This window comes from Streptomyces sp. NPDC001532 (assembly GCF_040298625.1).
GTDB lineage: Bacteria > Actinomycetota > Actinomycetes > Streptomycetales > Streptomycetaceae > Streptomyces.
Window position 1 is genome coordinate 1 of record NZ_JBEPAL010000027.1, and the last position, 13,720, is coordinate 13,720.

Sequence of the window (13,720 nt, forward strand, 5' to 3'; positions counted from 1 at the left end):
CGATGTCCTCCAGCACGGCCTTCGGGTCGGCGGACGGTGCGACGGCCTTGCCGATGTTGCGCTTGATGATGTTGCTGACCTGCAGCCAGGACGGTAGGTCAGCGTCCGCGCTGGGCCGGAGGCAGGGCCGCGGGGATCTGTCCGACGCGCTGCCACTGCGACTGCTGGCCGCCGCTGTTGCTGCCGCTGCCGCTGTTGTGCCGGGCGCTCTGCGCGCCCGCGCTGTAGGCGCTGTACGACGAGCCGCCGAGCGAACCGCCGAGTGAACCACCGAGCGAGCCGCCGAGCGAGCCACCCAAGGTGCTCCCCAGCGAGCCGCCGAAGGAGCCCGCGCTGTACGGAATGCTCCCGAAGGCGGTGAAGCCGAGCTTCTCCTCCCCGCTGCGGTCGCCCGGCAGCGTGCGGAACGACTTGACGTACTCGGCGTAGAGCTTGTCGTAGATCGGCGTGGCCGATGGTCCGCCCTGCTGATCCTGAGCCGCCCGTGAGGACGGGACCGACGGATAGGACGGGCGGCGGGAGGCGTCGTATGTGTGCACGTATGTCCAAACGACACCGGCACGCAAGAAGATGCGGGGCCGGTCGCGACCCCGCATCCCGGTGAGGTGCCGGGGCTCACGTCCCCGCGAGCGGCAGCGTGCTCGCCACGAGCTTGCCGCTCGCCGCCGCCTTGTCCAGCGCGTCCCGCAGCAGGTCCTCCCGGGGCTGACGGCCGATGGAGCCCACCGGCGCGGCGAACATCAGCACCTGCTGGTGCTTGTTGGCGGCCGCCCGCCACCCCTCCGTGACCTGCAACGGCTGGTGCGCCTGCCACCAGGCCACCGACTGGCCGCCGTTGGCCGAGGGCTGGAGCACCGCGTGCAGCTGTCCCATGGCGAGCAGCACCGACCAGCCGTGCAGCACCGGCGGCACCGCGCTCAGCTCGGTCAGCGGCATGAAGCCCTGCTCGATGAGGAGCGGCAGGAAGTCGTCGCCGGCGCCGGTCGAGCCGGGGCGGGCGATCGGACCGGTCGGTTCGACGACGAGCGCGGGGTGCAGCTCCCCGGCGATCAGGACCAGTCCGCTGGTCACCCCGAGCACCGCCTGCTCGGGCACGACCTTGTCGGGCTCCAGGTCGACGGTGTCGCCGCTGATGGACCTCACGGCGCCCTGCAACTGCTCCTCGGTGACCTGCACGACCTGCGAGGGCAGACAGGTGGCGTGGGCGAAGGCGAGCACGGCGGTCTCGTCACCGATGAACAGCACGGTGCTGGTGCGCTCGCGCTCGGAGTCGCCCGGGGTGCGGCAGGACGTGCAGTCGTAACCGCCCGGGGTGTTGTCTCCGGCGAGCAGCCGGTCGGCTTCTTCGTCGCCGATCTCGGCGCGTACCTCGTCGCTGACGTCGAGCATGCGCGGCACGGGTGGCTCCCTGGGGATGCGGTCGTGGCGAGGCCGGGTGGCTCCCGGCCCGTGGTCCGGGTCGGTCCCGGGCTCATGAAGAAGACAACGGGCGATCTGTGGCGGGAGTCACGCTGTACGACGAACGGAATAGAACCGACCGACGCACCGGGTCGCACTCGACCCGCAACCGGACACAATCGGTCAAGTCCGTTACGTGGTACGGCACTTGTGTCCGCGTGGTGGGGCGCGGACTGCCGGGTCCGGTGGTCGACAAATCCTGAAATCGGCGAATGAATAGGGTGACCGGAATTCGCTCTTACTCGCGGTAATCGCGAACTGGTCTGCGACGAACAGGAGTTGCCGGACGGCGACCGCACCGGTCCGGCCCCGGCTGTCCGGCGCTCTCCCGACCCGGAACTCCCGGCCCGGAACACCGGGCCCGGCCGCGACGGGTCCGCCGACCGGGTGGGGCCGTCGTGGCGTACGGGCGCGGCTCGGACAGGTCGCGCCGGGGCGCTGCTTAGCGTGGGCCGATGTTCCGCAAGCCGATCACGCTCGCGCTGGCCGCGGCCGCCCTGCTGACCGCGTCCACCCCCGCCGCCGCCCACGCGGCGCCCCCGCCCCCGGCACCCGGCCCGCCGGCCGCCCGCGTGCCGTACGACTGCGCCGATGACCAGTGGCCCTGGGGCTGTGTCGCCGAGTGCGAGAGCGGTGGCCGCTGGGACATCAACACCGGCAACGGCTTCTACGGCGGGCTCCAGTTCTGGCAGCCCACCTGGGTGGCGTTCGGCGGCACGAAGTACGCCGCCCGCGCGGACCTCGCCACCCGCGCCGAGCAGATCGCCGTCGCCCAGGAGGTGGTGGCGGTGCAGGGCTGGAGTGCCTGGCCGGTCTGTTCCAAGCGGTACGGGCTCAAGGGCCGGATGTACACGGTCAAGCGCGGTGACACGCTCTCCGGAATCGCGGTCAAGTACGGCGTCAAGGGTGGCTGGGAAGCGCTCTACCAGGCCAACAAGGCGACGGTCGGCCCGCGTCCCGACCATCTCGAGGTCGGCATGATGCTCACGCTGCCGGCGGGTTCGACGCGCGCCTGGGCCCGGCGGTAGGCAGTCCGAGGCGGCCGGCCCGCCGCTCACCGGCGGCGCAGCTCGGCCGCCTCCCCGCTGAAGACCACCGAGCCACGGCGCAGTTCGTGGACGAACGTCGTCCGGCCGGGGAGCGCGGGCGGCAGCCGCTGTTCGGCGAGGACCACGCAGACGCCGAGGCCGGTCAGCACGCGGTACGTGCGGGCGGCGACGGCGGGGGACATGCCCTGCGTCGGCTCGTCGGCCAGCAGCACACGGGGCTCGGCGAGCAGGGCGCGGGCGAGGGCCAGCATGCGCTGCTCGCCGCCGGACAGGGTGCCCGCGCGGCGGGGCAGCAGGGCGCGCAGCTCCGGGTAGGCGGCGAGGGCCGGGTCCGGGTCCGGGGCGGCCAGGGCCAGGTTCTCGCGGACGGTGAGCGAACCGAACACCGCCTGTCGTTCCGGCACCAGGCACAGCCCGCGGCGGGCCCGCTCGTACGCCGGTACGCCGGTCACGTCGACGCCGTCCCACACCACCGCCCCGCCGGACAGACCGACCGCCCCGGCCAGCGCGCGCAGGACGGTGGAACGGCCGGAGCCGTTGCGGCCCAGCAGCACGGTGAGTCCGGGGGCCGGGGCGGCGAGGCTGACGCCGTGCAGGGCCTCCAGCGGGCCGTAGCGCACCCGTGCCCGGTACAGCGCGATGGTCATGGGGTGGGCTCCTGCGGCCGGTTCAGGGTCTGGGCGGGTGGGCCTGAGGCGGTGATGCGGCCGGTGGTCATCACGTGCACGACGTCGGCGAGGCCGGCGACGAGGTCGAGGTCGTGTTCGACGACCAGCAGTGCGGTGCCGTCGGCGGCGAGGGCGCGCAGGATCCGGGCCAGCGCGTCGACCTCGGCGGTGTCCAGACCGGCGGCGGGCTCGTCGAGCAGCAGCACCTGCGGGCCGCCGGCGACGGCCCGGGCCAGCTCGACGCGGCGCAGGGTGCCGGCGGGCAGGTCGGCGGCGGGCAGTGCGCGCACCGGACCGTCCAGCCCGAACAGCCGCAGGGCCCGCTCCACCGCGTCCGGATCGGCGGTCCGCCCCTGCTCGGCGCCGATCCGCACGTTCTCCGCGACCGTGAGGGACGGGAACACCGCCACCTGCTGGAAGCCGCGGGCGATGCCGAGCCGGGTGCGGGCGGGCGCGGGCAGCCGGCTGATGTCCCGTCCGCCGAGGAGCACCTGCCCGGCCGTGGGCCGCAGGGTGCCGGCCAGGCAGTGGAACAAGGTGCTCTTCCCGGCCCCGTTCGGCCCGACCACGGCGGTCACCCGGCCCGGCAACAGCTCCAGGCCGACCCCGTCGAGCGCGGTGAACCCGCCGTAGCGGGCGCGCAGATCGCGGGCGGTGAGGAGGGGCCGGGGCGCTGGGCGCGGGCCGGGCCCGCTCGGTCCGGGACGGGGACGGAGAGCCGGACCGGACCCTGGGGGGCGGGGCGCTTCCGCGTCGGCCGGGGGTTCAGGGGTGTCCGGCGGTGGCGGCGGGCGCAGGCTCTCCTCGAGCTGTCGCAGGCTTACCTTGAGCTGTGCGCCCGCGGGCGTCAGCCGGGGTCTGTCCCGTGCGCGCAGGCGGGCCGTCGCGGTGCGCAGGGCCTCGTACGGGCCGTCGGGGAAGCGGCCCGTGAGGACGGCGAGGAGGCCGATGAGCGCGGCCGCCACCCCGCCGCGGGTGCCCGCGTCCAGGCCGACCAGCAGGGCCGCGGCGGCCAGCGCGCCGAGGGTGCTGTCGGCGCCGAGGACCACCACCGCGGCGAACCAGAGGAGACCGCGCACGGGGTCGTAGGCCGCGGGGTCGAACGCCCGCAGTCCCATGCCGAGCAGGCCGCCGCCGAGGGCGGCGAGCGCGGCGCCCGCGACGAACGCCAGCAGTTTCAGCCCGGGCACCGGCACGCCCGCCGCCGACGCCCCCGCCTCATGGTCCCGCATCGCCGCCAGCGCCCGCCCGGTACGGCCCCGGCGCAGCGCGTGCACGGCCAGCAGGGCGCCCGCGAGCAGCAGCAGCTCCAGGACGTAGTAGGCACGGTCCCCGTCGAAGCCCGCCGGGCGGCCCAGGGACAGGCCGGCGGTGGCGTACGGCTGGGCGAAGACGAAGCGGCTCACGCCGACGCCCACCGCGAAGGTGGCCAGCGCGAGCGCCAGCCCGTGCCGGCGGATCGCGGGCCGGCCGGTCAGCAGGCCCAGCGGGGCGACCAGCACGACGGCCGCCGCCAGCGCGGCCAGTTCCGGCAGCCGGGGCAGGCCGGGGAAGCGGCCCGCGGCGAGCAGCGCGGTGAACAGGGCGCCCAGACCGGCGTACGCGGCCTGCCCGAGCGAGATCTGGCCGCCCCGCCCGGTGACCACGACCAGCGACAGCAGCACCACCGCCAGCGCCGGGACCTGCACCGCGGTGTGCAGGTCCCGGCCCGCGAAGCCGAGCGGCAGCAGGAGCAGCACGACGACGACGATCCAGGCGCCGGGCGGGGCCGGGACGCGCGCGGTGGCCGTGCGCGGCAGCGCGTCCCGGGCTCCGACGCCGGGCAGCACGAGCGCGGCGACCAGCAGCGCGACCACGAACAGGTTGGCGCCGAGCGCCTGCACCAGCGGCCCGGCCCAGCCCTCGGGGTGAAGCCGCGTCAGCTGGCTCTGCGCCACCCCGATGCCCAGCGCGACGGCCACCGCGACCGGGAGACTGCGCATCCGCGCGGCCACCGCGACCGCCACCACCTCCATCACCAGCAGCGGCATCCCGTACGGGTCCAGCCGTACGTAGGGCGCCAGGAGCACACCGGTCAGGCCCGCCGTGAACGACCCGAACGCCCAGCCCGCCGCCGCCACCCGGTCCGCGTCGATCCCGCCGAGCCGCGCCAGCCGCCGGTCGTCCACCACCGCCCGCAGCTCCCGCCCGAACCGCGTCCACCGGGTCACCGCCCCGACCCCGGCCGCCAGGACCAGCATCACCGCCAGCTGCCCCCACGGCTCGGCCGCCACCAGCTCGGGCGCGTCGTCCCGCGCTCCCGGCCCCCACAGCAGCGCCGCGCCGCCCACCAGCAGCACGAACACCCCGAGTGACGCCACCAGCGTCTGCGCCGGGTCACCGCCGAGCACGGCGAGCGGACGGAAGACGAACCGTTCCAGCAGCACGCCGAGCCCCGGCGCCAGCACCAGCAGCACCACCGCCGCGGCCGGCCACAGCGGCCAGTGCCACTCGACCACGCACTGGCGCAGCGCGTAGGCGCAGACCATCGCGACGGCGCCGTGCGCGAAGTTGAGGACGCCGGTCGCGCGGTAGGTGACGATCAGTCCGACGCCGGTGAGCGCGGCCGCGGCGCCGACGGAGAGGCCGGCGAGGGTGAGGTCGTAGGTCAGGGACGACATCAGCGGTCCGCGGCATCGGGCTCGCAGATCGGGCACGGGGCCAGACCGTCGTCCGGGCGGGGCCCGGCGGCCACGGGAACGGCCTCCGCCTTCCCCGCCACCAACGGGCAGTCCGCGCGGTGGTACAGCGTGCCGCCCGGCACCCGCAGCAGCTCCTCGCGCACCGCGACCGGCGCGGCCGCCGCCGGCTCGGGCCGAGCGGTGTCGGCGGGTCCGACGGCCACCAGCAGCTCGTACAGCTCCTCCATGCGCGCGGCGGCGACCGCGGTGCGGCCCTGGGCGAGCAGGACCGCACCGGCGACGATCAGCGCGGCGCCGGGGATCGTGCAGGAGGCGAGGTACGGCAGCTGCCGCTCGGCGAACCGCTCGCCCGAGACGCCGTACCAGCCGAGCACGCACAGCACGGCCCCGACGGCGAGCGCGGCCCAGCCGGCCCACAGGACGGGGTGCACGGTCCGCAGGACGGGGTGCACGGTCCGCAGTCGGGCTGTCCGCATCGCTGCCTCCCACACGTCGGGTGTCGCTGCATGTGCCGGGCCGGGCGGCCGGGTGCGCCATCGGCTTGCACGATGCCCTTCGGAACCCGACCCTGAAAGAACCGGGCGCGCTTCGCCCGGACCGACACCCGGTGGTGAGCCAGATGGTTCTCGGCAGCGACCTCAGGCGGGGGACGGCACGGCCGGAACGGCGTCGCGGCCCCCACTTGGCACGGCGGAGCACGGCCCTGACGGCCGCCGCGCTGCTGTTCCTCGGCCCGGCCCTCGCGGCCTGCGGCGACGGCGACGGCGAGGACGGCTCGGCCTCGACCCCGACCGCGCGGGAGACCCGGCCGACGACGGCCGCACCGACCGAGGCGCCGTCCGACGCGCCCGCCGACACCGCCGCCGCCGAGCAGGAGATCGAGCGGAACTGGGAGACGTTCTTCGACCCGGCCACCCCGCTGGAGGAGAAGCAGACCTATCTGGAGAACGGCGACCGGATGGCGCCCGTCCTCCAGGCCTTCAGCGGCGACGCGCGGGTCGGCCAGGTGCGCGCGGAGGTCGGCGAGGTCGAGTTCACCTCGGCCACCGAGGCGAGCGTGACGTACGCGCTGACCCTGAACGGCGCCACCGCAGTGCCGGACGCCTCCGGTACGGCCGTCGAGCAGGACGGCACCTGGAAGGTGTCCGTGAAGAGCCTGTGCGGGCTGCTGGCGCTGAGCCGGACCGGCGATGCGTCGCCGCTGCCGGGCTGCTGAGGCCGCCGTCGCGGTCCTGCTGCTCCTGCTCGGCACGGCCTGCGGCAGCCGGCTGCCGGAGAGCGACTTCGAGCGCGACGGCCCCGGCCGGGCCCCCGCCTCCGACGGCGGCGCGCCGATCCGCGTCGGCATCGTCACCAGCGCCACCAGCCCGGTCGGCGGCGGCGCCTTCACCGGCCCGCGCGACGGCGCCGAGGCGTACTTCGACCGGCTCAACGCGGGCGGCGGCGTCGACGGCCGGCGGATCGAGGTGCGCCGGTGCGACGACGGCGGCAGCGGCGTCGGCAACAACGCGTGCGTGCACCGGCTCGTCGACGAGGAGAAGGTCGTCGCCCTGGTCGCCACCACCGTCCTCGACTACGCCGGCGCCCCCCGCGTCTCCGCCGCGCGCGTGCCCGACATCGGCGGCCAGCCCATCGGCGCCGCCTACGACACCTGGCCGCACCTGTACAGCATCTACGGCACCTCGGCGCCCCGGAACGGCACGCCCGGGTGGGACGGCGAACTGTACGGCGGCACCGAGGTCTACCGGTACTTCAAACGCGAGCACGGGGCGCGCACCGCCGCCGTCGTCTCGTACAACCAGGCCGCCTCCGCCGCCTACGCCCGGATCGTCGAGCGGGGGCTGAAGGCCGAGGGCTACCGGGTCGTCAGCGAGCAGGTCGACTTCGCGCTGCCCAACTTCCGCGCCGTCGCGGCCGATCTGCGGGAGCAGGGCGCCGACCTGGTCTTCGACGCCATCGACGGCCACGGCAACGCCCGGCTCTGCCAGGCGATGGACGAGGTCGGCGCCGACGTCACCGCCAAGGTCACCAACGTGCAGAACTGGACGTCCGCCGTCCCCGAGGCCTACCGGGACGCCCCGCGCTGCCGCAACGCGCTGTGGGCGACCGGCGCCAGCCGCAACTTCGACGACACCGGTGACGCGGCCGTACGGGAGTTCCGGCAGGCCACCGAGGACCTGTCGACGCACTCCCAGTGGCAGCTGGAGGGCTGGGCGGCGGCCCGGTGGTTCACCGACGCGGCGAAGGCCTGCGCGCCCACCGGGATCACCCGCGCCTGCGTCGACGCGTACGTGAACCGCAGCGACGGCTACACCGCCGGCGGACTGCTCCTGCCCGTGAGCTTCACCCCGAGCCCCGACCCGCCGACGACCGGCCGCAACTGCCTGTCGGTGGCGCGCTGGCAGGACGGCCGGGGCTGGGTGTCCCAGGGGGAGATGACCACCACCTGCTTCGACGTCCCCCAGCTGGCCTACGAGCCCTGAGGGGACACCCCTAGGGATGGCCGGGGATGCCGGTGTCGTGCGCCGGATCGCTGTGCCGGGGTGCCGGGGCCGCGTACTCGGGATGGTGCAGGTCGAACGCGGGGGAGTCGGTGCGGACCCGGGGCAGCGCCGTGAAGTTGTGCCGCGGCGGCGGACAGGAGGTGGCCCACTCCAGGGAGCGGCCGTAGCCCCAGGGGTCGTCGACCTCGACCTTCGTGCCGTACTTGGCGGTCTTCCAGACGTTGTAGAGGAACGGCAGCGTGGACAGGCCGAGCAGGAACGCGCCGATCGACGAGACCGTGTTCAGGGCGGTGAAGCCGTCCGCGGCCAGGTAGTCCGGGTAGCGGCGCGGCATGCCCTCCGCGCCCAGCCAGTGCTGCACCAGGAACGTGGTGTGGAAGCCGATGAACAGCGTCCAGAACTGGATCTTGCCGAGCCGTTCGTCGAGCATCTTCCCGGTGAACTTGGGCCACCAGAAGAAGAACCCCGCGAAGATCGCGAAGACGACGGTGCCGAACACCACGTAGTGGAAGTGCGCCACCACGAAGTACGAGTCCGTGACGTGGAAGTCCATCGGCGGCGAGGCCAGGATCACCCCCGTCAGCCCGCCGAACAGGAAGGTCACCAGGAAGCCGACCGACCACAGCATCGGCGTCTCGAAGGACAGCGAGCCCTTCAGCATGGTCCCGGACCAGTTGAAGAACTTCACCCCGGTCGGCACCGCGATCAGGAAGCTCGTGAAGGAGAAGAACGGCAGCAGCACCGCGCCGGTCGCGAACATGTGGTGCGCCCACACCACCACCGACAGCCCGGTGATCGCCATCGTCGCGCCGACCAGCGCCATGTAGCCGAAGATCGGCTTGCGGCTGAAGACCGGGATGATCTCCGTGACGATCCCGAAGAACGGCAGCGCGATGATGTAGACCTCGGGGTGCCCGAAGAACCAGAACAGGTGCTGCCACAGCAGCGCCCCGCCGTTCGCCGCGTCGAAGATGTGCGAGCCGAACCGCCGGTCCGCCTCCAGGCAGAACAGCGCCGCCGCCAGCACCGGGAACGCCATCAGGATCAGGATCGAGGTGAACAGCGTGTTCCAGGTGAAGATCGGCATCCGGAACATCGTCATACCGGGGGCGCGCAGCCCGATGATGGTGGTGATGAAGTTGACCGCGCCGAGGATGGTGCCGAACCCGGCCAGCGCCAGGCCCATGATCCACAGGTCGGGGCCGAGGCCGGGCGAGCGTTCCTCGCTGTTGAGCGGCGCGTAGGCGAACCAGCCGAAGGCGGCCGGGCCGTCCGGCACCAGCAGCGAGCCGAGCACGATCAGCCCGCCGAACAGGAACAGCCAGTACGAGAACATGTTCAGCCGGGGGAAGGCGACGTCCGGGGCGCCGATCTGCAACGGCATCAGCTCGTTGGCGAAGCCCGCGAAGGTCGGGGTCGCGAACAGCAGCAGCATGATCGTGCCGTGCAGCGTGAACAGCTGGTTGAACTCCTGGTTGCCGAGCAGCTGGAGCCCGGGCCGGGCCAGCTCGGCGCGCATCAGCAGCGCCATGGCACCGCCGATCAGGAAGAACGCGAACGACGTGATCAGGTAGAGGTGGCCGATCTTCTTGTGGTCGGTGGTGGTCAGCCAGTCGACGACCACCCGTCCGTGTGTCCTGGTCCGTCCGGGTCGTGCCGCCGCCGGTACGGTCTCCGTCCCCATGCTTCGCTCGCCCCTTCGCTCGTCACGCCCCGGGCCCGCAGCCGCCCGCGCCGCACCCGGGCGGGCGGGCCGCCATGATGCTCGCGCGGTCCGCGCCGCGACAGAGGGCATGCGGGGGTTCTGTGGCGGAGCCGTGCATTTCCTGTGCTGAAACGGCCCTCGCCACCCCGCTCGGAATGGGAATGGAATGCGGTCCGGGGACGGTCCTCCCGGAACTTTCCGCCGGGCAATTCGACAAGCCGCGCCGACACGCGGGAATTGCGTTCGAATGCCCGCGAAGTGCCCGCGAAAGGCGTACGGAACCGCTCGTCCGTGTGAGTGAGCGCGTCTGAAACCCGTGTCGTGATCCTGTGACAGAAGTGTGACCGGAGGGGGATCAGTGACCCACTGTGTCCGGCCTGGCCTTCCCCGGCCGCCGGACAGCGCCTAGCGTGGCGGCATGGCACCGATTCCGACACCTTCCGCAGAACCCCAGGACAGCCCGGACGCCTACGTCGGCCTCGGCGCGGACGCCGCCGAGCGGCGCGCCCGCGAACGGGGGTGGTCGACGGTGCGGTCGCTGCCGCCGGGGGCGATCATCACCATGGAGTACCGCGCGGGACGGCTGAACTTCGAGGTGAGGGACGGCCGGGTGGCGCGGGCCTGGAAGGGCTGAACGCACGGCGAGGGCCCCGGTCGTCAGGACCGGGGCCTTCGTCATGCGCGGGGCGCCTTCGTCATGCGCGGGGCGGGGCCGGGTGCGTACCGGCTCCGGCGTGGGCTCAGCCGCCCGTCAGCGGCCGGGCCGCCGGGGCGCTGCCGCGCGGGAGGCGGTCGGAGTGCGGCGGACGGCGGCTGCCGGCCGGGGTGACCGGGGTGCGCTCCGAGCGGGCCGTGTGCGGGCCGGGGGCGAGCAGGACCGGCCGCGGGGTGCGCGCGGCGGTCGGCGGCAGGGTCTCCCGCAGCGGAGCGGGCTCCTCCTCGGCGGCGGCGGTGGCCGGACGCGGGGCGAGCGGCGCGGGCTCGGACAGCAGCGTGGGCTCGGGCACCAGCGCGGGGCGGCGACGACGCTCGCGCAGCCGGTCGAACAGCCGGTCGCGCTGGGCGAACAGCCAGGCCTCGGCGGTCGCGATGGTGGGCTCCAGCCACGGCAGCGCCAGCAGCACCAGCAGTCCGGCGGCCCAGCCCAGCAGCACATCGCTCAGCCAGTGCGTACCGAGGTAGACGGTGGTGAGGCCGACGCTGAGGGACAGCACCGCGGACAGCGCCGACAGCCAGCGGCGGGCGCGCGGGGTGGAGGCGAGGTAGGCGAGGATGCCCCAGGTCACCACCGCGTTCGCGGTGTGCCCCGAGGGAAATATGTCGCTGCCGGCCTGGAACCAGTGCCACATCTCGTTGGAGCCGACCTCGGTCGCGTAGTGCGGCCCCGAGCGGCCCAGCCCGTACTTCACGGCCCCCACGGTCACGTTCAGCAGCAGCAGGGCCGCGCCGAAGGCGAGCAGTGGACGCAGGGTGTGCTGCCGCCAGCAGCGCCAGCCCAGCCAGGCCGCGACCATCACGGCGGTCGGGCCGCGCTGGCCGAGGACGACCCAGTAGTCCAGGAAGGCGTGGATCTCCGGCCACTGCTGGTAGGGCCGGAAGAGCATGGCCTGCCAGTCCAGCCGGACCAGCCACGACGTGGTCACCACGGCGAGGACGATCGTGAGGTAGAAGGCGAGCGTCGCGCCGAAGAGCACCACCCGGTGCCGCGTCATACGCGGCACGTCGAGGACCGGCCGCTGTGGTTCGCGGTCCAGTCGGGCGAAGATCCGGTCGAGCCGGGTCGGCTTTGGTTCGGTACGCACCCAATCGACGTTACAGCGAGTGAGCTCAGTTCCCGGCCGAATCACCGGGTTTGTAATGACGATGTGATGTGGGATTGCTCTCAGCGGCATGCCTATTTCAAGAGATTCCGCAATCCACAGGTCGTGTTCCCTTCAATTCCTTTGATCATTCTGTACGGAGTGGTTTTGGCTCGCTTATGAATTCGTTAACCGGCGCATCGGGTGCAATTCGCCGGGCGCTCACCGGGCGTGCGGGGCCGCTCAGGGTGGACCCGAGCCGTTCAGCCAGAACGCCCCGTAGACCGCCGACCCGACCGCCACAACGGCCGTGACCAGCGCCGACCGGGAGGTGCGCAGCCGGGCGAGGGCGAGCGCGAGCGGCAGCAGCAACGGGAAGGCGGGCAGCAGCAGGCGCGGCTTCGAGCCGAAGTAGCTCGACGCGCACAGCGCCAGCGCGGTGACGACACCCGCGTACACCAGCAGTGGGAGCGGCTGGCGCTGCCTCACACAGACGATGTACAGCCAGATCACCAGTCCGACGCCGACCGTCAGCCCGAGCCCCGCCAGGGCCGACGGGAACGACGTGAACTTCTCGGCGACGAAGCGGGCGAAGGCGTAGCCGCCGTCGAAGCCGTTGCGCCAGCCCGCCTGGACGTCCAGATAGCCGAGCGGACCCTTGCCGGTGTGATGGCCGACCCACAGCACATAGCCGGCGGCGCCCAGGGGCGCGAGCAGCATCCCGAGGGCGCGCCGCCAGACCGGTGCGCCCGGCTCGCACGAGCCGCCGACGGCGGAAGGGGCGTGGGGGCCGGGTCGCGCGCCGGGGGCAGGCGCCGCGCTTCCCCGCCGCGCGGATGGCCCAACGCCGCGCCCGTCGGACAGCCGCGCGGATGGCCCGGCGCCGCGCCCGTCGGACCGCGCGGACGGCCCGGCGCCGCGACCCTCGGCCGATCGTGCCGACTGCTCGATGCGGAGGCCCTCGGACCGCCGTGCCGACGGCTGGACGCCGCGAGCATCGGACCGCCGTGCCGACGGCTCGACGCCGACGCCCTCGGACCGCCGTGCGGCGGGCCCGGCGTCGCCATCGCGCCGGGACCGCCGGGCGAACGAGGCCGCTCCGGCCGCCCACACCGCCGCCACCACCGCGATGCCCACCGGCCGGGTCAGCCCCGCGAACAGGGCCAGGACGCCCGCGGTGATCCAGCGGCCGGTGAGGACGGCGTACAGGGACCAGGCGGCGAGCGCGGTGAACAGGGACTCGCTGTACGCCATCGACTGCACGATCCCGACCGGCAGCACCGCCCACACCAGCACCGCGCAGACTCCCGCCCGGCGTCCGTACAGATGGTCGGCGACCGCGAAGATCCCCCAGGCCGCGGCGAGCGAGGCGAACAGGCTCACCACGAACCCGGCACCGGCGTACGACAGCGGGCTCACCGTGTGCAGCAGCCGCTCCAGCCACGGCAGCAGCGGGAAGAAGGCCAGGTTGGAGTGGATGTCGCCGTTCGGCAGCCGGACCTCGTAGCCGTACCCCAGCTCGGCGACCCTGGTGTACCAGAGGGAGTCCCACCGGGCGGTCAGCAGCTTGTACGCGCTGCTGTCGCGGGCGGCGCTCCACAGGGTCAGCGCCAGCAGGCCCAGGGCGCGCACGGCGGCGTACCCGAGCAGGGCGGGGGCGGCTCGGCGCAGGGCCCGGGCGCCGGGAGGCGGCGGACGTGTCGCGGGATCGGTCACGGGCTCGATTATCTGGGGGGCCGGGAACCGGCCCCCTGGACCGGGCGTGCTCCACGTCGTCCGGAGTGGTGTACGCCACACCGGATCCGCCGGAAGTGTGAGAGCTGGGCCACGCGCCCCGGTCAGGGACTCGCGTACGC

Annotated in this window: 12 protein-coding genes; 4 read left to right on the plus strand and 8 right to left on the minus strand. The window is 73.8% G+C overall.

Annotated features, from left to right (window positions below):
* Nucleotides 1-98: 98 nt before the first annotated feature.
* Nucleotides 99-539 carry a hypothetical protein gene (locus tag ABT232_RS23615; protein WP_351843042.1) on the minus strand — a complete coding sequence of 147 codons (441 nt, stop codon included), beginning with the start codon at nucleotides 537-539 and terminating at the stop codon, nucleotides 99-101.
* A 76-nt stretch (nucleotides 540-615) separates the two neighbouring features.
* On the minus strand, nucleotides 616-1,398 hold the full coding sequence (locus tag ABT232_RS23620) for a DUF8842 C-terminal domain-containing protein (protein ID WP_351843044.1): 783 nt from the start codon (nucleotides 1,396-1,398) through the stop codon (nucleotides 616-618).
* Between the two features lie 515 nt (nucleotides 1,399-1,913).
* Between ABT232_RS23620 and ABT232_RS23625 the strand changes: the two genes are divergently transcribed.
* Entirely contained in the window at nucleotides 1,914-2,486 is a 573-nt protein-coding gene (locus ABT232_RS23625; protein ID WP_351843046.1) for a transglycosylase family protein, read from the plus strand.
* A gap of 26 nt (nucleotides 2,487-2,512) precedes the next feature.
* Here ABT232_RS23625 and ABT232_RS23630 read toward each other — a convergent pair whose 3' ends face one another.
* From ABT232_RS23630 to ABT232_RS23640, 3 genes are read right to left on the minus strand one after another with little or no spacing between them, the layout of a single operon-like run.
* Nucleotides 2,513-3,154: an ATP-binding cassette domain-containing protein gene (locus ABT232_RS23630; protein WP_351843048.1), complete on the minus strand. Its 642-nt coding sequence runs from the start codon at nucleotides 3,152-3,154 to the stop codon at nucleotides 2,513-2,515.
* Nucleotides 3,151-5,835, minus strand: a complete 2,685-nt coding sequence (locus tag ABT232_RS23635; RefSeq protein ID WP_351843049.1) for an ABC transporter permease subunit — start codon at nucleotides 5,833-5,835, stop codon at nucleotides 3,151-3,153. Before ABT232_RS23635 ends, ABT232_RS23630 begins: the two co-directional genes overlap by 4 nt.
* Nucleotides 5,835-6,332: a hypothetical protein gene (locus tag ABT232_RS23640; RefSeq protein ID WP_351843051.1), complete on the minus strand. Its 498-nt coding sequence runs from the start codon at nucleotides 6,330-6,332 to the stop codon at nucleotides 5,835-5,837. The genes ABT232_RS23635 and ABT232_RS23640 overlap by 1 nt, the downstream gene beginning before the upstream one ends.
* 143 nt (nucleotides 6,333-6,475) lie before the next feature.
* Here ABT232_RS23640 and ABT232_RS23645 point away from each other — a divergent pair, with 143 nt between their 5' ends.
* Both ABT232_RS23645 and ABT232_RS23650 read left to right on the plus strand, forming a co-directional pair.
* A complete protein-coding gene (locus ABT232_RS23645) occupies nucleotides 6,476-7,072 on the plus strand; it encodes an MTB12 C-terminal domain-containing protein (RefSeq protein WP_351843053.1) in 597 nt (198 codons plus the stop codon).
* A complete protein-coding gene (locus tag ABT232_RS23650; protein WP_351843055.1) occupies nucleotides 7,047-8,339 on the plus strand; it encodes an ABC transporter substrate-binding protein in 1,293 nt (430 codons plus the stop codon). The genes ABT232_RS23645 and ABT232_RS23650 overlap by 26 nt, the downstream gene beginning before the upstream one ends.
* A 10-nt stretch (nucleotides 8,340-8,349) precedes the next feature.
* Here the strand turns inward: ABT232_RS23650 and ctaD are convergent, their stop codons facing one another.
* Entirely contained in the window at nucleotides 8,350-10,044 is a 1,695-nt protein-coding gene (ctaD, locus tag ABT232_RS23655) for an aa3-type cytochrome oxidase subunit I (RefSeq protein ID WP_351843057.1), read from the minus strand.
* Nucleotides 10,045-10,483: 439 nt separating this feature from the next.
* Between ctaD and ABT232_RS23660 the strand changes: the two genes are divergently transcribed.
* On the plus strand, nucleotides 10,484-10,699 hold the full coding sequence (locus tag ABT232_RS23660) for an I78 family peptidase inhibitor (protein WP_351843058.1): 216 nt from the start codon (nucleotides 10,484-10,486) through the stop codon (nucleotides 10,697-10,699).
* Between the two features lie 106 nt (nucleotides 10,700-10,805).
* On the opposite strand, the gene ABT232_RS23665 is transcribed toward ABT232_RS23660, so the two are convergent.
* Nucleotides 10,806-11,867 (minus strand): phosphatase PAP2 family protein, encoded by a 1,062-nt coding sequence (locus ABT232_RS23665; protein ID WP_351843059.1) that lies wholly within the window; start codon nucleotides 11,865-11,867, stop codon nucleotides 10,806-10,808.
* Nucleotides 11,868-12,107: 240 nt separating this feature from the next.
* Nucleotides 12,108-13,580, minus strand: a complete 1,473-nt coding sequence (locus tag ABT232_RS23670) for a putative hexosyltransferase (protein ID WP_351843061.1) — start codon at nucleotides 13,578-13,580, stop codon at nucleotides 12,108-12,110.
* Nucleotides 13,581-13,720: the final 140 nt, after the last annotated feature.